Annotated in this window: 17 protein-coding genes, 1 pseudogene and 1 other annotated feature; of the genes and pseudogenes, 9 read left to right on the top strand and 9 right to left on the bottom strand. The window is 38.2% G+C overall.

What is annotated here, in order from left to right; translation table 11 throughout:
- Positions 1–175 precede the first annotated feature (175 nt).
- A complete protein-coding gene (locus tag H0S58_RS03100) occupies positions 176–829 on the top strand; it encodes an IS1595 family transposase (RefSeq protein ID WP_195727117.1) in 654 nt (217 codons plus the stop codon).
- Between the two features lie 99 nt (positions 830–928).
- A complete protein-coding gene (locus H0S58_RS03095; RefSeq protein WP_195727116.1) occupies positions 929–1,966 on the top strand; it encodes a L,D-transpeptidase family protein in 1,038 nt (345 codons plus the stop codon).
- 176 nt (positions 1,967–2,142) lie between these two features.
- Here H0S58_RS03095 and H0S58_RS03090 read toward each other — a convergent pair whose 3' ends face one another.
- Positions 2,143–2,718, bottom strand: coding sequence for a M48 family metallopeptidase (locus H0S58_RS03090; RefSeq protein WP_195727551.1), 576 nt, complete (start codon positions 2,716–2,718; stop codon positions 2,143–2,145).
- A 40-nt stretch (positions 2,719–2,758) separates the two neighbouring features.
- A pseudogene (locus H0S58_RS03085) lies at positions 2,759–3,992 on the bottom strand (IS3 family transposase).
- Positions 3,601–3,717, bottom strand: a sequence feature (AL1L pseudoknot). Its footprint overlaps the pseudogene before it by 117 nt.
- Before the next feature lie 121 nt (positions 3,993–4,113).
- Between H0S58_RS03085 and H0S58_RS03080 the strand changes: the two are divergent.
- A complete protein-coding gene (locus H0S58_RS03080) occupies positions 4,114–4,713 on the top strand; it encodes a helix-turn-helix domain-containing protein (protein ID WP_227592252.1) in 600 nt (199 codons plus the stop codon).
- A gap of 233 nt (positions 4,714–4,946) precedes the next feature.
- Here the strand turns inward: H0S58_RS03080 and lysM are convergent, their stop codons facing one another.
- A complete protein-coding gene (gene lysM, locus H0S58_RS03075; protein WP_092720981.1) occupies positions 4,947–5,420 on the bottom strand; it encodes a peptidoglycan-binding protein LysM in 474 nt (157 codons plus the stop codon).
- A 169-nt stretch (positions 5,421–5,589) separates the two neighbouring features.
- On the opposite strand from lysM, the gene H0S58_RS13870 reads away from it, so the two are divergent.
- Together H0S58_RS13870 and H0S58_RS13865 are read left to right on the top strand one after the other, a co-directional pair.
- On the top strand, positions 5,590–6,048 hold the full coding sequence (locus tag H0S58_RS13870; protein WP_265088218.1) for a transposase family protein: 459 nt from the start codon (positions 5,590–5,592) through the stop codon (positions 6,046–6,048).
- The gene (locus tag H0S58_RS13865; protein ID WP_265088219.1) at positions 5,996–6,466 is read left to right on the top strand and encodes a transposase family protein; all 471 of its coding nucleotides are present in this window, start codon (positions 5,996–5,998) and stop codon (positions 6,464–6,466) included. The genes H0S58_RS13870 and H0S58_RS13865 overlap by 53 nt, the downstream gene beginning before the upstream one ends.
- Positions 6,467–6,681: 215 nt before the next feature.
- Here H0S58_RS13865 and omp38 read toward each other — a convergent pair whose 3' ends face one another.
- Positions 6,682–7,719 carry an outer membrane protein Omp38 gene (gene omp38 / locus H0S58_RS03065; RefSeq protein WP_195727115.1) on the bottom strand — a complete coding sequence of 346 codons (1,038 nt, stop codon included), beginning with the start codon at positions 7,717–7,719 and terminating at the stop codon, positions 6,682–6,684.
- A 371-nt stretch (positions 7,720–8,090) separates the two neighbouring features.
- On the opposite strand from omp38, the gene H0S58_RS03060 reads away from it, so the two are divergent.
- The 3 genes from H0S58_RS03060 (at position 8,091) to H0S58_RS03050 (ending at position 10,482) form a co-directional block, all read left to right on the top strand.
- Positions 8,091–8,612 (top strand): GspH/FimT family pseudopilin, encoded by a 522-nt coding sequence (locus tag H0S58_RS03060; RefSeq protein ID WP_195727114.1) that lies wholly within the window; start codon positions 8,091–8,093, stop codon positions 8,610–8,612.
- A gap of 115 nt (positions 8,613–8,727) precedes the next feature.
- Positions 8,728–9,903, top strand: coding sequence for a thiolase family protein (locus H0S58_RS03055; protein WP_195727113.1), 1,176 nt, complete (start codon positions 8,728–8,730; stop codon positions 9,901–9,903).
- Between the two features lie 132 nt (positions 9,904–10,035).
- Positions 10,036–10,482: a VOC family protein gene (locus H0S58_RS03050; RefSeq protein WP_195727112.1), complete on the top strand. Its 447-nt coding sequence runs from the start codon at positions 10,036–10,038 to the stop codon at positions 10,480–10,482.
- A gap of 65 nt (positions 10,483–10,547) precedes the next feature.
- Here the strand turns inward: H0S58_RS03050 and H0S58_RS03045 are convergent, their stop codons facing one another.
- The 5 genes from H0S58_RS03045 to H0S58_RS03025 form a co-directional block, all read right to left on the bottom strand.
- Positions 10,548–11,033: a DUF934 domain-containing protein gene (locus H0S58_RS03045; protein ID WP_195727111.1), complete on the bottom strand. Its 486-nt coding sequence runs from the start codon at positions 11,031–11,033 to the stop codon at positions 10,548–10,550.
- A complete protein-coding gene (locus tag H0S58_RS03040; RefSeq protein ID WP_053578599.1) occupies positions 11,026–12,669 on the bottom strand; it encodes a nitrite/sulfite reductase in 1,644 nt (547 codons plus the stop codon). Before H0S58_RS03040 ends, H0S58_RS03045 begins: the two co-directional genes overlap by 8 nt.
- Before the next feature lie 325 nt (positions 12,670–12,994).
- The gene (locus H0S58_RS03035; protein WP_195727110.1) at positions 12,995–15,397 is read right to left on the bottom strand and encodes a glucose/quinate/shikimate family membrane-bound PQQ-dependent dehydrogenase; all 2,403 of its coding nucleotides are present in this window, start codon (positions 15,395–15,397) and stop codon (positions 12,995–12,997) included.
- 165 nt (positions 15,398–15,562) lie between these two features.
- On the bottom strand, positions 15,563–16,744 hold the full coding sequence (locus tag H0S58_RS03030) for a carbohydrate porin (protein WP_227592268.1): 1,182 nt from the start codon (positions 16,742–16,744) through the stop codon (positions 15,563–15,565).
- Between the two features lie 181 nt (positions 16,745–16,925).
- A complete protein-coding gene (locus tag H0S58_RS03025) occupies positions 16,926–18,044 on the bottom strand; it encodes a CaiB/BaiF CoA transferase family protein (protein ID WP_195727109.1) in 1,119 nt (372 codons plus the stop codon).
- Between the two features lie 210 nt (positions 18,045–18,254).
- On the opposite strand from H0S58_RS03025, the gene H0S58_RS03020 reads away from it, so the two are divergent.
- On the top strand, positions 18,255–19,265 hold the full coding sequence (locus H0S58_RS03020) for an AraC family transcriptional regulator (protein ID WP_092720974.1): 1,011 nt from the start codon (positions 18,255–18,257) through the stop codon (positions 19,263–19,265).
- Positions 19,266–19,299 lie beyond the last annotated feature (34 nt).

Genomic DNA, 19,299 nt, shown 5'->3' with positions numbered 1-19,299 from the left:
GCAGACATAAAATCGTCCTAGATTAGTTAATTAATATACAATATTAATGCTACAGTCCATATACATTTGCATGCTTTAGTTCGCATTTTTTCACTAAAATTGTTACAAAGGCGCATTTTATATGCATATTTAAATTTGGGGCTGTAGTAGATTAGCCTTGTGATAATCTACTTTTATGAAGATAACTAGATGTAAATTAAATAGAAAAATTCAGATAAGGTTGTTAGAGTTTTTCATTGCTGAAGTTACCGCTAGAACTGCTGCTGATTTATTGGGGATTCAACCTAATTCTGCAGCATTGTTCTATAGGAAAATTCGTCACATCATTATGTTTCACCTTGACCGAGATGCCATTGAAGTGTTTCAAGGTCAGATTGAATTAGATGAAAGCTATTTGGGTGGAGCACGTAAAGGAAAGCGTGGTAGAGGTGCTGCTGGTAAAGTGATTGTTTTTGGTTTACTCAAGCGTAATGGTAAAGTCTATACGGTCATTGTACCCGATACTAAATCGAGCACCCTAATGCCTGTAATATCAAATAAAATCACTCCTGATAGCGTTGTTTATACAGATCACTGGCATAGTTATAATGCTTTAGATGTTGCAGGATTTAGTCATTATAGAATCAATCATTCAAGCCATTTTGCAGATGGTCAGAATCATATCAATGGAATTGAAAACTTTTGGAATCAGGCAAAAAGAGTGCTTCGAAAATACAATGGTATTGACCGAAATGCCTTTTCATTGTTTATTAAAGAATGTGAGTTTCAATTTAATTATGGCAGTCCAAAACAACAGTTGAAAACACTATTAAATTGGACTGAAATTTAACCTTATCTACTACAGCCCCTTAAATTTTTTATTTTTAACTTTATTTAAACTATTGGTTTTGTCATTTTGATAAATCGTTTTACCTTGGGATTAGCTACTATGTTGAGTCGTTTCTTAATTATTTGCTTGAGTAATATGTGTATTTTTTCAACTTATGCAAACGCACGAGAACCGCAAAGTCTACCTAGTATTTCAACTCATGATCAGAACAATTTAGCATTGTTAAATCAACCTAGCACATGGTCTTTAGATAATCTAAATAAAGCCGAATGGTCAGACAATCTTGAAAAAGGCTATCTTCCTGTTTACGCAAAGTTACAAGTGCTGTTGAGTCGCCACTATTCATCCTCAGGGGCGATTGATGGTTCATTGGGCCTAAATACTATTAAAGCGATTTCAGCTTTTCAAATTATGAAGGGTCTAAGTGGTGATGGAATCTTAGACGCAAATACTTGGCATCTTTTAAATGAAGATACAACTCAACCAACATTTATTGAATACACGATTACTGCACAAGACTTGAAGGGGCCTTATGCTCAATCTATTCCTGTAGATTATGCTGAACAATCAAAGATGCGAGGTTTGTATTACACCCGTGTGACTGAGATGCTGGGTGAAAAGTTTCATATGGATGAATTGTTTTTACAAAAAATAAATTCAGGTGCAACTTTTAATAAAGTTGGTGAAAAAATTATTGTGGCAAATGTGAAAAACACGTTGCCAAAAAATATAAAAATGATTATCGCGCACAAAGGCTCAAAACAATTATATTTGCTTGATCAACAAAATAAGATGATTGCTTCTTTTCCTGCAACCATTGGTAGTGAAGATAATCCCTCACCATCTGGCACTCATGTGATTGGGAGCATTGTGCCAAATCCACACTACAGCTATAACCCTAAGAATTTTATTCAAGGCAAAAATCTTAAACCTCTTAGTTTACCGCCCGGACCGAATAATCCAGTTGGAAATATTTGGATTGGTTTATCTCGACCTTCTTTTGGAATTCATGGGACACCCAACCCCGCTTTAATTTCTAAAACAGCTTCGCATGGGTGTATTCGATTGACCAATTGGGACGCAAATAATTTATCTAAAATTGTTCGCAAAGGCATGACTGTCAGATTTTTGGAGTAGAAGCTATTTTTTAAAGGCTCACTTGCGTTTTTAACTATAGTTGAGATCGAATGATGAACCGTGATTTTATAAAGTATGTTATGAGCCAGTACTTTACGACTATGCCAATCTATAATTGCAGCACACAGATAATCGTTTATGAAAATGACAACTGATGTGTCGTTCAACGCAAAAGTCTATTCAAAAAACTTCACAGCCATGTTATCTAATCTCTCTTTCACCACCTCCCAATCAGGCATCACTTGAGTCAAAAGTTGGTAGAAACGCTCACTATGGTTATGCTCAACTAAATGGCATAACTCATGCAGAATCACATAATCAATACAGATTGTAGGCGCTTTAACTAGATGAGTATTGAGCGTAAGTAGACCTGATGGGGAGCAGTTACCCCACTGTGTACGCATTGTCATTAATCGAATATCAGGCTTAGTTTCAACCCATAAGGCCTGTTCTAGAATATGTTGCAAGCGTACTTCGAACATGATATTTGCTCGAAATCTATACCATTTGTTTAAGAGAAATTTAATACTTTCAAGATCGGATTCCGAGGTGTTTACTTCCAATCTCCCTCTCAGAAGTTTTACACCTTGTGGTTTGGTATCATCATGAATCACTTTTAATTGATACTGTTTACCCAAATAAAAGTGGCTTTCACCACTTTTATATTGGCGAGGCGTGATAAATCTGCTTTGCTCACGGAACTCTCGTAATTGTTTATAGATCCAACGACTACGCTGCTTTACCGCTTCAATGTGAACCGTACCGGGTTTGTCGGAGACTTTTTTATTTAAGTTAGGCCACCTGACCTAACGGGTTAATCTTATCATAGTACATTGCTTCAAACTCAAAAGGCGATACATAACCCAGTGCACTGTGTACACGCTTTTTATTGAACCAATCTACCCAGTTTAGTGTCGCAAGTTGTACATCCGCTAAACCTTGCCAATCTGCTTTTAAATATTCAATCACCTCTGTTTTGTATAAGCCATTCACCGTTTCAGCCAAAGCATTATCGTATGAATCACCGGTCGTACCGACTGATGCTCGTAAATTTGCTGCTTCTAAACGATTGGTATAACGAATGGAAAGATATTGCACGCCTCTGTCACTATGATGAATCACGTTCTTTGGCATGCCTCGATCATGCAATGCTTGCTCTAATGCATCGAGCACCATATCTGTATTCATTCGTGTAGATACTTTCCATCCAACAATTGCTCGTGAGAACACATCAATAATAAAGGCGGTATAGACCCAGCCTGAATTTGTTTGAATATACGTAAAGTCACTGACCTGAGAAGCACTGCTTCGCAAGGGTCAGGCTGATCAGCACTAAAATTGCGTTTCACCAAGTCATCTGCTCGTTTTTGATCATCTCGGCTACGGGTAGTTTGTTTATTCTTACCACGCCAAACACCTTGTATACCTAGTTTTTGCATCAATCGAGCAACTGTACAGCGCGCAATAATATAGCCTTCACGTTTCAGTTTTTGCCAAACTTTACGTACACCATATCGACCTGAACTTTCCTTCCAAATTCGTTTAATTTGTTCAGCATGATGCAAGTCATGTAAATCTCGTTTCGCTCGATGTTCTGGATTGTCCGCGAGATCTAAAGTCCGGTAATAGGTTGAAGGTGCGATCGGTAAAATTCTACAAATCGCCTCGACTCCGTACAGCTCTTTATTATTATGGATAAAATCCACCATTATTTGTGTGGGCGGTCGAGCTCCGCCTGGGCGAAAAAAGCGGCTGCTTTGCGTAGAATTTCATTGGCTCGTTGCAGTTCTTTATTTTCGCGTTCAAGTTGTTTAATGCGTTCTTGATCTGAAAGCTGCTGTACTTTGATTGGATTCTGTTGATTCAAATACTTCTGATGCCAGGAACGTAGTGTTTCAGGAGTACAGCCAATCTTAGGTGCAATTGCTGTGATTGCAGCCCAAGTAGAAGGATAATCTTTTTCAGATTCAATCAATAATTGAACCGCTCTTTCTCTGATTTCAGGGGTATATTTTAATTTTGTCATCGGGATAGTCTCTCAGAATATTAACTCTCCGACAAACCCGGTACGGTTCAAACCTATATATATAAACAAACTTTATCCAGCATATTATGCAAGAAAAGATATTCAGTATTTAGATAAGTCAATGATTGAAAATATAGTTACTTATAAAAATAATACAGGGCGTAAAAAAGTTGGAACTGTAGATAAGAGTAAATGTGATGCTTATGTAAGCCTAAATGAAGCATCTCAACTTCTAGGTATTTCCTCATTACAAACAGCTCAACTTATTCAACATAAATGGCTTCAAGTAGAAAATTTAGAGATACGCCCGTATCGTATCCCAAGAAGAAGTATCGACAAATTAATTCAACAAAAGAATAACCCTACGTATGTTGATATAGAGGTGGTACTCAATGCATTGGATTGCTCATATGACCAACTTGAAAAAAATTGGATTATGACAGGTCATTTAAAACTTCGACATATTGGATATTGGCGGTCCTTCTCCAAAACTGAGTTTGATAAAGCCTTGAAGATTCACCAAGAGTATTTTACAGCTTCAGAGGCTAATGACTATTTAGGTATGCATCGCACGCATATGACTAATCTAGTAACTCAGGGATTAATTAAGCCTAAATTTCATGGCAATAAATTTTATTCGGTTCGACTATTCTTACGGGAGGACGTTGAGAAATTACTCGAAGCCGGTTATGGCTATAAAAGTAATCAAAAAAAATCTTGACTTATGTGTCAGAGATTCTCAGAAAATCTTAACTTATGTGTCAAAACCTCGTTAAGATTGAATGTCAAAAAAACTAATAAATAATTGATTTATTTAATTAAATAAATCTCACATTATCTGTCATTTAACGTTTCGATAAAAAACCGACATCTATGTCGGTTTTTTATTACTTATTTTTTTTCATTTAGAAATAAACATTAAAAGCAAAATCACTTTAAGCGAATACTTACTGTTTAAGCAGGAATTCGAAGGACTTGTCCTGGAAAAATATCATCTGCATTTTTTAACAAAGGACGGTTTGCTTCAAAAATTTTATTATATTGGTTACTGTCACCATAAAATTCTTTTGAAATTTTAGATAAATTATCACCAGACTTAACAGTATAAAACTTACTTTCTGGTTCTGGTGTCGCGACTGTCATCTGATCATCAACTTGTGCAACATGATCAACATTTCCGACAGCTAAAATAATTTTTTCACGATCTGCCTGAGTTTGGACTTGTCCTTTTACAGTCGCTAAATCAGAAGCCCCATTATAAGTGACTGACAAACCTGTTACAGGTAAACCTAAAGCTTTAATATGACCCAGCAACTTATTCGCAATTTCTTGCGCAGAAGGTTCTGCTGGTGTCGTTGGAGCGGCTTGCTGTTCAGCTGGTGCTGTATTCTTTTTACCAATACCTTTTACAAAATCAAAAAGACCCATTATATTTCTCCGTAGTTTTTATAAATGCAATTAAAAAAGTCTGCTCTTTTTTATACCTAAAATTTGTGACGAGAAAGGTTGTCTTTAGTAAATTAAACGTAATTATATGTAATTGAAAATTTAGTAATTTTATTTATTAATATAATAGACCTCTTTCATAAATCAAAAAATGATCTTCTTTTTGGTTGATATTTGCACTCCGGATTTCTTAGCATTCGTGCATAATCTGCGGATGAAATACATCGATTCAAACAAGCTTTCTGATCCTCAGTTCAAGCGATACACTGGCATCTCATGGTCAACCTTCTATTTAATGGTTGAGCAATTGAAGAAACTTGTTCCTACTAAAGGCAGACCGCCCAAGTTAAGCCTGGAAGACCAGATTCTGCTCTGTCTAAGCTATTGGCGGGAATACCGAACCTTATTTCACGTTGCAACGAGTTACGGGGTTTCAGAGCCCACAGCCTCAAGAATTGTCCGTCATGTTGAAGACTGCCTGATTCAGTCCAATCTTTTTAATTTACCCAAAGATTTACCCGAGGGCGAAGGCATAGACTGGAATGTTGTGATCGTGGATGCCACAGAAATCCCAATACAAAGGCCTAAAAAAACAGAAGAAAAGCTATAGCGGCAAGAAAAAGACCCATACCTTCAAAGTACAGGCCATGATTCACTACAAGACTCAGCAAATACTGAGTTTATGTACCAGTCGCGGTGCTGTACATGATTTCGAGCTATTTAAAAGAAACATAAAGCTGATTCCTTCAGAAGCCTTTGTTCTTGCAGATAAAGGCTATCAGGGTATTTATGCTCTGCATCCGAATAGTCTGTTACCTTTAAAAGCCAAAAGACGTTGTAAATTGGATCCTGAACTAAAAATCTATAATCAGGAAATCAATAAAAGAAGAATAGGAATTGAGCATGTATTTGGCAGGCTTAAAACCTTCAAAATCTTTGCTGAGCGTTATCGAAATAGAGGTAAAAGACTCGGTTTGAGATTCAATTTAATTGCTGGAATCTATAACTTGGAGCTGAGTAAAAAATGATTTATGAAAGAGGTCTAATATTCGAATTTTAAAATTTCTTCTTAACCCACTTTAAAACTTACCCATCATTATATATTCGTCATAAATAAGAGTATTTAAGACATCATTAGCTTGATTAAAATTATTTTTTGCAAATAAAAATTGATGATCTGATCATTTTTCTTATAAAAAAAGCAGCCTTACGGCTGCTTTTTCTCGATCAATTCAATAATAAATTATTGAGCTTGAGCTGTAGGTTGTGCAATAACTGTACGGCTACCAGAAATTGTCGCGAATACACGACGGTTCATAGCACGGCCTTCTTTAGTTTTGTTGTCAGCAATCGGTTGATCCCAAGCAAAACCTTGAGTAGACAAACGAGCTGGATCTACATTGTATTCATTTACAAGTGAAGATTTAACAGAGTTAGCACGAGCCAAAGACAAACGTTCATTCAATGCACGTGGACCAGTGTTGTCTGTATGACCTTCGATGCGAGCAGTAGCGTTTGGATATTCAACTAACTTTTCAGCAACTTTAGCAATTTCTGGCTTGTATTGATCTTTGATGTTTGATTTATTTGTATCAAAGAACACACGAAGTTCCATGTTAAGGTCTTCAGTCAACTCTTGTGGAGCTGGTTGAACTGGAGCTACAGGTTCAACTGGAGCAACTTCAACTACAGGAGCAGCTGGTTTTAAGTGACCACCAAGAACTACGTTAAGACCAGCTAGAGCTGTATAGTTCCAGAATTTGTCATCAAAATTATAAGTACCACGAGCTTCTGTACGTAAAGATAAAGCATCGTTTAAGCGCCAGAAAGCACCAACACCCGCATTACCTAAAGTACCTTCTTTATCTTCAGTGAGGCCATCAATTTCATATTTATAATGACCAGCACCTAATAACACGTAAGGCTTAACTTTACTGTCATAGTTTTTAGTGATCAAATCAGAAGTAGCATAAAAATTACCATTGATTTGAGTTTGCTTGTATTCAGCGTCAGGAGCAAGACCTTCTACATCACCTTTCACTTGGTTGTATTCAGCTTCAAAACCTAACCATGGAGTTAATTCAACACCAAGTGCAGCACCAACGAATAAATCGTCTTGTAATTCAGCACCAGTAGTTAGCTCTCCCTCACTACCAGCATTATTATGCTGAGTGTCTTGGAAAGTGTAACCAAGCATTAATGGAGTAACAGTTACGCCCGCGTTTGCAGCAGCTAAAGGAGCAGCTACAAGCATTGCCAATGCAATACGACTCATTTTCATGGATTTATCCTCCAGAGATAACAATTGTTGTTCAAACTTAAGCCTAAAATTTGACTATTTCTGAGATAGGCTTTCTTATACCCCAGTTTTATTCTTAAGCTATTCACTGTCAATCATACAAGCACTTTATTTTTTCCAAGTGCTTGATAATTTTAATCAAGTGAATTATTGACAAAATTACTTACAATTTCCGTTGTAATTCGGTAATTTTTTACTCAATTTTTTGTTGTGAATAGCTTATTGTCACTTGCAATTTATTTTAACAGTTTTATCAAAAATGAAGTAATAAATCTTATTCTTAAAAAAACTATTAAAAACAAAATATTAATAACACAAACCACTTAAAATAAATACCTTAGAAGGCTGTTTGTATGTTTTTTAGACAAATAAAAGCGTTTACCCTGATTGAACTTATCGTCACAATCACTATTTTCGCTATTATTACAACGATAGCACTGCCCCATTTTCATGGATTGATGGCAAAACAAGAAATTAAAAGCACCACTCATAACTTGATCATGAGTATGCACATGGCCAAAAATCATGCCGCGATTCAACATAATAATGTGGTGATTTGTCCAAGTGCAGATGGGTTAAATTGCCAAGCCAATAGCTGGAACTCAGGCTACCTTGGTTTTATGGATATCAATAAAAATAGACAAGTCGATGTAGATGAAAAAATTATTTTCACAGGCGCCATAAATTTGAAATATGGCAATCTTGATTGGCGAGGAACTTTAAGTATCCCAAGTATAACCTTTCAAGCAAGTAATGGTCTGCCGAATGGTTCAAATGGCAGCTTTTATTATTGTTCTAGCGATCAAGTCACTCACTCTAAGGTTGTATTGAGCCGTATGGGACATATCCGTGTTGAACATCCAGTGAATTGCTAAGAACCCATCAGTCCAAAGCTGAAGAACAATCAGCCTTTATTCCTGTGGATTTTTCAATATACTGCTTAAGTTGGAAAAATAATCCACTAGAAAAGTCAATCACGGAGATATAACAATGACAGACATCGTAATTGTAAATGGTGCACGTACAGCAATGGGCGGTTTTCAAGGAAGCTTAGCCAATGTCACAGCACCTGAACTTGGTGCAGCCTCTATTAAAGAAGCTATTGCACGCTCAGGATTACAACCTACAGATGTTCAAGAAGTTATTATGGGTTGTGTGCTTCCTGCTGGATTAAAACAAGGTCCTGCTCGTCAAGCAATGCGTCAAGCAGGTTTGCCTGATTCAACAGGTGCAGTCACCATTAATAAGCTGTGTGGTTCAGGCATGAAAGCAGTGATGCAAGCTGCTGATATGATTAAAGCGGGTTCTGCTGAAATTGTAGTTGCAGGCGGCATGGAATCAATGACCAACGCACCTTATGTTTTGCCTAAAGCACGTGGTGGTTTTCGTATGGGTCATGGCGAAATTAAAGACCATATGTTTCTTGATGGATTAGAAGATGCTGAAACAGGTCGTTTAATGGGTTCTTTTGCCCAAGACATGGCAAATACACGTGGTTATACGCGTGAGCAAATGGATGCATTTGCCATTCGTTCATTAGAACGTGCTCAAACTGCAGTGAATGAAGGTTATTTTGCAGATGAAATTGTTCCTGTGACTATTTCAACACGCAAAGGTGATGTGGTTGTTGATAAAGATGAACAGCCTTTCAATGCGAATATTGCAAAAATTCCATCTTTACGCCCAGCTTTTGCTAAAGACGGCACGATTACAGCAGCCAATGCTAGCTCTATTTCAGATGGTGCATCTGCTTTAGTCTTAACTTCTGCTGAAAATGCGACAGCAAAAGGCTTAAAGCCATTAGCAAAAATTTTGGCTTATGCATCAAACTCACAACACCCTTCAGAATTTACCATTGCCCCTGTAGGTGCAATTGAAAAAGTTCTAAGCAAAACCGGTTGGAACGCACAAGAGGTTGATCTTTGGGAAATCAATGAAGCATTTGCCATGGTCACCATGTGCCCAATCGATGACTTCAAACTTGATCCAGCCAAAGTCAATATTAACGGTGGTGCTTGCGCATTAGGTCACCCAGTCGGTTCAACAGGTTCACGTATTATCTTAACCTTGATCCATGCTTTAAAACGTACAGGCGGCAAAAAAGGGATTGCTGCTTTGTGTATTGGTGGTGGTGAAGCGACTGCTGTAGCAATCGAAATCATTTAAATTGCTTGTTGTAGAACAAGATAAAAAATCCCTCTCAAATAGAGGGATTTTTTCTTTACATTTTTTATTCAGGTTTCAGTCTGAGCCTGTTAAATTGGAACACTCAAAAAACAATAAAATGGATGATTAGACATGCAACTCAATCACTATCTTAATTTTCAAGGTGAAGCCGAAGCTGCTTTCACTTTTTATAAATCAGTGTTTGGTGGAGAATTTTCCGTCATCACGCGTTATGGCGATCTACCACCTGAGGAAGGTGTCCATCTTTCTGAAACCGAAAAAAATGCCATACTCCATGTGTCATTGCCGATTAATGAATATACGGTACTGATGGCCTCTGATATTCATGAACAATTCTGTGCAGTAAATACTGTCTTTACCAAAGGCACTAATCACTATATTTCGATTAATTTAGATGCCAGTGAGCAAGCAGAAGCACAACGCTTATTCGATGCTTTATCTATTCACGGTCAAGTCGAAATGCCTCTGGAAAAGACTTTTTGGGGTGCGCTATATGGTGCTTTTACCGACCAATTTGGAGTGAAATGGATGGTGAATTGCCAACTAGAAGACATGTAATATTTTCTTTTAAAAATAAAAAAGCCGACATACAGACGGCTTTTTTATGTTGGACTTAAAGGTACTTAAGCTCCTGTTTGATAACTCGCTTGAGTAACTGCAGTTGATGCTTGATAAGGATGTTTAAAATCATTTAAACCCGCAGCAGCTTCAACAATATCTTTACCTTCTTTCACCACAAAACTATCAAAGCCAGAACGCTTCAAATAATTTAAGACATCTTTAAAAATATCGCCTGTCGCACGAAGCTCTCCTTGATATCCTTGACGACGTAAAAGTGCTGCAAATGAATAGCCGCGCCCATCGTTAAAGCCCGCAAACTCAATCAAGATAGTATCAAATTGATCGAGTGGAAATTCATTCACTTCAGGCGAATCATCCACAGTAATATATAAGGCTTTTTTGCCTTGGACATTTTCCAATTGATCCAATTGAGCTGTTGTTAAAACAACATCACCTTGTGGCAAAATCCCATCTTCAGCAATTAACTGATAAGTGTTGTCTGCAATTGTGCCCTCTTTAGAGAGCACTTGTAATGCGGTATTAAGCATATGCACGCTCCTTAAAAGGTTGAATGCCGACACGGCGATACGTTTCAATAAATTCTTCACCCTCGTTTCGAAGGTCTAAATAAGTATTTAAAATCTCTTCAACCACATCAGGCACACGATCGGCTGCAAATGATGGCCCTAAAATATCACCAATTGATGCATCATGGTCGGCATGACCACCTAAAGTAATTTGGTAGAATTCAGCACCTTTTTTATCGACACCCAAAATACCAATATTACCGACATGGTGGTGACCGCAGGCGTTCATACATCCTGAAATATTCAGATCTAAATGACCCAAGTTATATACAGTATCTAAGTCATCAAAACGACGTGAAATGGCTTCTGAAATGGGAATTGATTTCGCATTTGCCAATGAACAGAAATCACCCCCTGGGCAACAAATAATATCGGTAATAAAACCAATATGTGCACGGGCAAGGTTATTTTTTTCAAGAATTGTCCATAATTCAAATAAGTCTTTTTGCGGTACATCTACCAATGAAATATTTTGTTCATGTGTGGTACGAAGTTCACCAAAAGTATACTGATCTGCTAAATCTGCAATCAGGTTCATTTCTTCAACAGTCATATCACCTGGTGCAATACCCGCACGTTTCAGGGAAATAGTCACAATGCGGTAGCCTGTAACCTTATGCGGATTGGTGTTGATATTGAACCACTGTTTGAATTTAGGATTAGCCGCAAACTGTTCAGTGAAATCTTCATCAGCATAAGCTTGATAATCAAAGGGCGTAAATTCTTCATCCAATTTTTTCAAGATTTCAGGCTGAATTTTTAAAGTCTGAATCGTATGGGCAAATTCAGCTTCTACTTTTTCAGCAAATACTGCTGGCGTTAAAGCTTTTACTAAAATTTTGATTCGTGCTTTATATTTATTATCACGGCGTCCATGTAGGTTATACACACGTAGTACAGCTTCTAAGTAAGCAATTAAATCTTCACGTGGCAAGAAATCACGAATAAAGCTACCAATCACTGGGGTACGACCTAAACCACCACCCACTTTAATTTTATAACCAATTTCGCCTGCGTCATTTTTCACGATATAGACACCAATATCATGAAATGAAACTGCGGCACGATCGGTTTCAGCCAATGCAGAGACAGCGATTTTAAATTTACGCGGTAAAAAAGCAAACTCTGGATGAAAGGTTGACCACTGACGGATCAATTCACAAGTTGGACGCGGATCCGCAACTTCACCTGCAACCACACCCGCATATTGGTCAGTTGTAGTATTACGAATACAGTTACCCGATGTTTGAATGGCATGCATTTGAACAGTTGCAAGTTCTGCCAACATATCTGGTACATTTTCTAAAGCTGACCAGTTAAATTGAATATTTTGACGGGTTGAAACATGTGCATAACCACGGTCATAATCTTGTGCTAACTGTGCAATTTTGCGAAGCTGATGAGCATTCATCAGTCCATAAGGCACAGCAATACGAAGCATAGGCGCATAACGCTGAATATATAACCCGTTTTGCAGACGTAATGGACGATATTCTTCTTCCGTCAATTTACCCGCTAAATAACGTTCTGTTTGGTCACGGAATTGAGCAACACGTTCATTGATGAGTTGCTGATCAAAATCAGTATATAAATACATGGCGGACAGCTAGTAGTTTCATTATAACGGCTCACAGCATAACCAGATTTAACCTATCAACGAAATGCGTTTTTTACATATTTAATAGCGGTTTTATTGATAAGGCTAGCAAAAACCCTTTACAGTTAAAGATAAACAGTTCAAACCAGCCACTTTCAGTTAAAGTAATATTATTTTCATTTGCTTATCATTATTTATCATATAAACATAATTTATTGAGCCGTAACTCAAAAATGCGGATTAAAAACATTTTAAGCATATTTTTGAAAATCAGCTGATATAAAAAAAGCCTGACGAATCAGGCTTTTCTATTTAAGTACTTCAATTATTTTTGATCAGGTAAGGCATAAGCCACGAGTGCATCACCCATTTTGGTTCCAAATGAACCGTGACCACCTGCCATAATCACAACATATTGCTTACCATTGCTTTCATAAGTCATAGGCGTTGCTTGTCCACCAGCAGGTAAACGACCTTTCCATAACTCATCACCATTGGTCACATTAATGGCACGAATATAATTATCTTGCGTACCACCAACAAACATCACATTACCCGCTGTCGAAATCGAACCACCCAGCATTGGTACACCCATTTTAAAAGGTGGCAAAGGAATGCCTGGCATACTGTCACGGATGGTACCAATACGACGTTTCCATGCAACTTCATGCGTATTTAAATCCACACCCGCGACATAACCCCAAGCAGGTTGTTTACACGGCAAACCAAATGGAGAAAGAAATGCACTGATTTCTACGCCATAAGGTACACCATACATAGGTTGAATACCTTGCTCTGTCCCTGCACCTTTCGCGGTTTGTTGACGATTTGGATCTGAAGGAATAAGTTTAGTGACAAATGGCAAGCCAATCGGATTCATGACCGCAATTTGACGATCTGGATTGACAGACATACCGCCCCACTCAAACACCCCTAAGTTACCAGGGAATACCAAGGTGCCATTTTCAGATGGTGGCGTATAAATGCCATCGTAATTCAATTTATGGAATGACACTCGACAAATCAATTGGTCAAACATGGTTGCGCCCCACATTTGTTTATCCGTTAATTTCTCTTTTGGTGCCAAATCAAAATCAGAGAACGGCTGCGTTGCGGAATAACGTTCACCTTTGGTTTGTGGACCCAGTTTTACCGTCTGTGGAACAGGTTTCTCGGTAATCGGTACAATCGCTTCACCAGTACGTCTATCCAAAACAAAAGCATTCCCTGTTTTGGTCAACACATAAATAGCAGGCACCATTTTACCTGTTTTGTCTTTAATATCAGTCAAGGTCGGTTGTGAAGGCACATCCATATCCCACAAATCATGATGTGTGGTTTCGAAATCCCAAATTAATTTGCCTGTAGAAGCATTCAAAGCAAGCATCGAGTTTGCATAGCGCTCGCTCAACTCAGTCCGGTTACCACCCCAAATATCTGGCGTACCCACACCTGTTGGCACATACACAATATCCAATTTCGCATCATAGGCCAATGGTGCCCATGCATTCGGTGAGTTTTGAACATACTTTTGACCCGGTGCTGGAATCAAGTTCGGATCTTCTGCACCCGTGTCGAATACCCAAAGCAATTCGCCTGTATTGACATCATAACCACGAATCACGCCTGATGGTTCTTCAGTCGAATAGTTATCGGTGGTTGAACCGCCAATAATAATCGTAGTTCCTGTGACGACTGGTGGTGATGTTGGAACATAACCGCCTGGATATGGGAATGGCATATCTTTTTGAAGATCGACTTCACCATTTTTACCAAAATCGCTACAACGCTGACCATTGTCTGCATTAATCGCGACCAAACGTCCATCATTGACAGGCAAAATCACTTTACGTGGACATTGTGCAGAAGATGATTTCACATTTTGTAAACTCGCTTCGAAACCCACAGTATTGTTGGCATCATAATAAGATACCCCACGACAAGTTAAATGCTGGAACGTATTGTCCGCTTTAAGTTTTGGGTCAAAACTCCATTTTTCTTTACCTGTGGCTGGATCAAGTGCAATCAAACGCTGGTGAGTGGTACAGATATACATGTTATTACCGACTTTAATCGGAGTAACCTGATTGGTGGTTTCACCAGAATCATTTTCTGTTTTCATCTCACCTGTATGATAAGTCCAAGCCACTTCAAGGTTTTTAACATTTTCCGCATTAATTTGAGTTAATGGGGAATAACGCAAACCCGATTGGGTACGACCATATGCAGGCCAGTCTTCATTCGCGACACCAGGAATAGCCTGTGTCGTATCGGGTTGTTTCGTGGTTAATGTGCCACGAATTTCCTGAGGATCATTAAAAATAGAATAAATCATGACAGCAATGGTGATTGCCAATGAACCTGTTAGAACTATCTTTGCAGTTTTGCTTTTCACAAAACCACGGGTCACTGCAGGAATAAGCAACCAAAGACCAAACAAGCCTAAAATATCTAAACGTGGTGCTAAAGCAAAAAAGTCTGATCCAACTTCCCAAAGCCCCCAAATAACTGTACCTAACACAAATACAGCATAGACAATCAGCGCCGAACTTTGTAACTTTTGCAATAAAACCGCAGTAGCGATGAAGAATAGACCTGCAATAATGTAGTACCAAGAACCACCCAGTACTGCAAGCCAAATTCCCCCAATCAGTAGAACTAAACCAAAAATTACAGCGACGATCACTGTAATGGTTTTTAATCCTGAACCTGAAGATGGAGTACGCATATGAACCACCTATTTCTAAAATTCTTTTGAAAAACCCATAGCTTTAAAAACTATAGGTGCCTTATATGAGTTTTTAGATATTAAATATCTCAGTGAATCTCAATAAAAAGGGCATATTTGCCACTTTTATTGAGTGAATTCATTCAAATATTTATCATCTAGAAACTAGAACACTGTTTGTAATTTAATCCCACCTACCCACACGTTTTCGCCGTCTTTATAAGCGCCTACATGACGAATATATTGAATATTTGGACGTATAGTCAGCCAGTTGTTGGCATGTAAACCGTAATACACTTCTGCATCATATTCTTCACGACGACCATCGTTCAGATCATCATTCATACGAATACGTGCAACCCCAAAAGCCAATTGATCCTGAGGACGAGTATCCATCAAACCTGTATAGGCTAATCCAATATTTTGCATATTGCCGACTTGATTGGTGTTTGAATCATGAACTGTTAAATTCACAAAACCAGTCAATCCACGCTTTGCATCACCTTGATGAGTAGTAAGTTGCTGTTTCGCGACGACCCACATCCCATGTTTGTGAGAGGTTTGTGAAATTGTATTAATGTCTAGAGCATCAGCCGTACTGTAATAGTAGCCAAGACGGTATTCACCAGAAAGCTGATCTAAACCCAATTTGGGTGTCCAAACTATTTCAGCTGGAATGATTGCACCCTCAGAACCATCAGTACTGAGATTAAAACCTTGACTCCGCTTTAAATTTTCAGGGTTATATTCATATACACCGACTTGGGTATAAAGATCTGGACGTAGTTGATATTTGGCTCGAACTGCCCATTGGCTCACTGGCCAATTATACCATTGGTCACCGACCCAATTTCCCACTTGAGAACCGCAAAGTGCTAGATTTTGAAAATCACAGTCAAAGCTGTTGAAATCTTCACCTTCACCAAAGCGCCCTACTTTAATATCTAACTTTTGATCAAAAAATTGTTTTTTAATCCAAAAATCAGTTAAGCGCCATGTTTGCCCACGCCCCCATACTTCTTGGGTCGAGCTTAAATGCCCATTAAGTGCATCAGACGTTTGTGACAGGGAACGGCCATTTCGCTGTGTAATATTAATTTGTGCTTCAGTATGTTGCCAACCTAAAATTTTATTTAAATCGAAGTGTGCTCCGACTGCAAATTGGTCAGCATACTCTGTACCATGATCAGAAGCAGATTTTGCATCCAATAAGGTCGCCATTTCACCTGTATAACTGAAACTAAAATCATAACCTTGTTGCTGTAACGCAGTTCGTTTACCGTTCCAATCGCCCAGCATCCATGGACTTTGTGAATTGAACATTTCAGCAGCGTGAACACTTGGCACAGCAACACTGAATAACCCTAAAGATAAAGCAAACCCTAAAGCACTACTTAATTTCTTCACAATAAGTACTCTATATAGAATTTTGTAATAGATATAGGGTACTCTTGTTTTTTATGTAACACTTACAAAAAATGTTAGTAAATTGTTTTTTATCAATATTTATTTATATTATGCATCACAACTACCATTCACCAGCGCCCAGTTTTTGACCTATATATTGATATTTTGTTTTAGATCGGGAAAATTTGATCGGACAGGCCAATTGCGTTTCAGTCTGCTCACTTCCGACAGAAAGAGGAACTTCCACTGTCCACTGTCGCTCCTTGGCCAATTCAGAATTAAAAGCTTCTTCTAAGTCTAAGACTGGCTCAACACAGACGTCTTGATCTGCAAAAATAGCAGACCACTCTGCAAATGTTTTAGTGGAAATTTTCTCTTGGATGGCTTGTTTAAGAAGGTGCTGATCTGCTTGATGGAATGAGTTGCCCAGCTGCAAAAGTACAGGCAAATCAAGAATGCTGGCTAATCCAGACATAAATTGTGGTTCCAAACTTCCAATGGATAAATAACGAGCATCTTGTGTTTGATAATAATCATAAAATGCACCGCCATTTAACAGCCCTTCTTCTCTGTACTGAGGCTTTTTTCCAGCCAATGTTGCCGCCGCAGCCATACTGTTTAAAACAGCACTACAATCCGTCATTGAAATATCAATATATTGACCTTTTCCGCTGTGCTGACGCTCTATCACTGCGGTTAAAATAGCAATAATGGCATGTAAAGAACCTCCAGCAACATCAGCGATTTGAATGCCCATAGGTGGAGGTCCACTCTGTTTTCGACCACTCTGCCCCGCAACACCTGATAGAGCCAAATAATTGATATCATGACCTGCTTTATTTTTATAAACTCCCGTTTGTCCGTAGCCTGTTATAGAGCAATAGATCAAACGTGGATTAATTTCTACAAGTGTTTGATAATCTAGACCTAATCTTTTCATTACCCCAGGTCTAAACTGCTCCACCACAATATCAAATTCAGAAATTTTACTTTTGATTAGTTCAATATTTTCTGCATCTTTTAAATCTAAAGCAATCGACTGTTTATTTCGATTCAAATAGCTATGTGAGGTCGCTTGACCGTTGGCATAAGGAGGAAATAAACGAATTAAATCGGGGCGTAAAGGAGACTCTACATGAATAACATCTGCACCTAAGTCAGCAAAATAAAGCGTAGCAAATGGTCCAGGTAAAAGTGTTGAAAAATCGAGAACTTTTAAACCGTTTAAAGCAGCATCCATATTTTTTTCACTTTATTTGTGTTAGTTTTTTATTGATATTAGAAAGATACAAACAACAAAACAATGTCATTTTCAGCCATTTACCTTGATAATTCAGGCAAATTAATATGTAATTATGTTAAAATATATATTGTAAATTGCCAATCAAATAATTTTTAGCGTCATTTAGGTCAATTGCCCGTGAATATAAAAGAGACAGAAGAATTTAATATGAGTCGCGATACAATTAGTATCCACTTCGTCAATGCGGCTCTGGCAGGCGTTAAACGTCTAGGAATGGATGTTGAAACTTTATTGTCACATGTTGGCATTGAGGCGGAATTATTACGTCAACCTAAAGCACGAATATCCCCGGAACAATACACTCGTTTTATAAAAATGTTGTGGATGGTGACCCAAGACGAACACATGGGCTTTGGTTTACAGCCCCGCCGTTTGGGTACTTTCGCGATTATGTGCCAACTGATTATTCATGCGAAAACTTTAGGCCAAGCGCTAGAGCTCTCGGCTCAGTTTTACAAATTGTTTGGAGATGAGTGGTCTGTCGTATTAGAACGTGACAAACATGAAGCACGTCTTGTTCCTTTTGTTCCAAAAGAACTCGATCCAGATCATTTTATTACTGAAAGTATGCTAATGATTTGGCATGGTTTAGCCTCTTGGTTAATTGAACGCCGCATCCCACTGGAACGTGTACATTTTGGTTATGCTCGTCCGTCGCATGCAGATGAATATGATGCTTTATTTTTTGCACCGGTCATGCAGTTCGATACACAACGTACCGAAATTACATTTGCAGCAGATTATCTCGATTTACCCATTCGTCAAACTGAAGAAGATCTTGAAGAGTTTTTAAAAGCAGCACCAGCCCAACTCTTGGTCAAATTTAAAAACACCAACTCTTTAACTTCACGTATTCGCGACGTATTAAAAAGTCAAATTGGTGAAGAAATGCCGACGCTTAATGACGTGGCTTCAATGCTCTATCTTTCACCGCAAACTTTACGTCGTCGCTTAGCAGCGGAAGGCAAAAGCTACCAAGGGGTAAAAGATGCACTACGTCGTGATGCTGCTATTCATCTCTTGTTAAATCCAAAGTTAACTTTAGAAGATGTGGCTCAACAAGTTGGTTTTAGTGAGACCAGTACTTTTCATCGCGCATTTAAAAAGTGGACTGGGGTTACTCCAGGTTTATATCGTCAATTGCATGGTTATCATTAAAAAATAAATATTGCTAAAAGCCTGAGATCTCTCA

The sequence above is a fragment of the Acinetobacter sp. TTH0-4 genome, from assembly GCF_015602665.1.
In the GTDB taxonomy this organism is placed as follows: Bacteria; Pseudomonadota; Gammaproteobacteria; order Pseudomonadales; family Moraxellaceae; genus Acinetobacter; species Acinetobacter albensis.
Note: the sequence above shows the minus strand (reverse complement) of the source record. Positions and strands in the feature narration are given on the sequence as shown.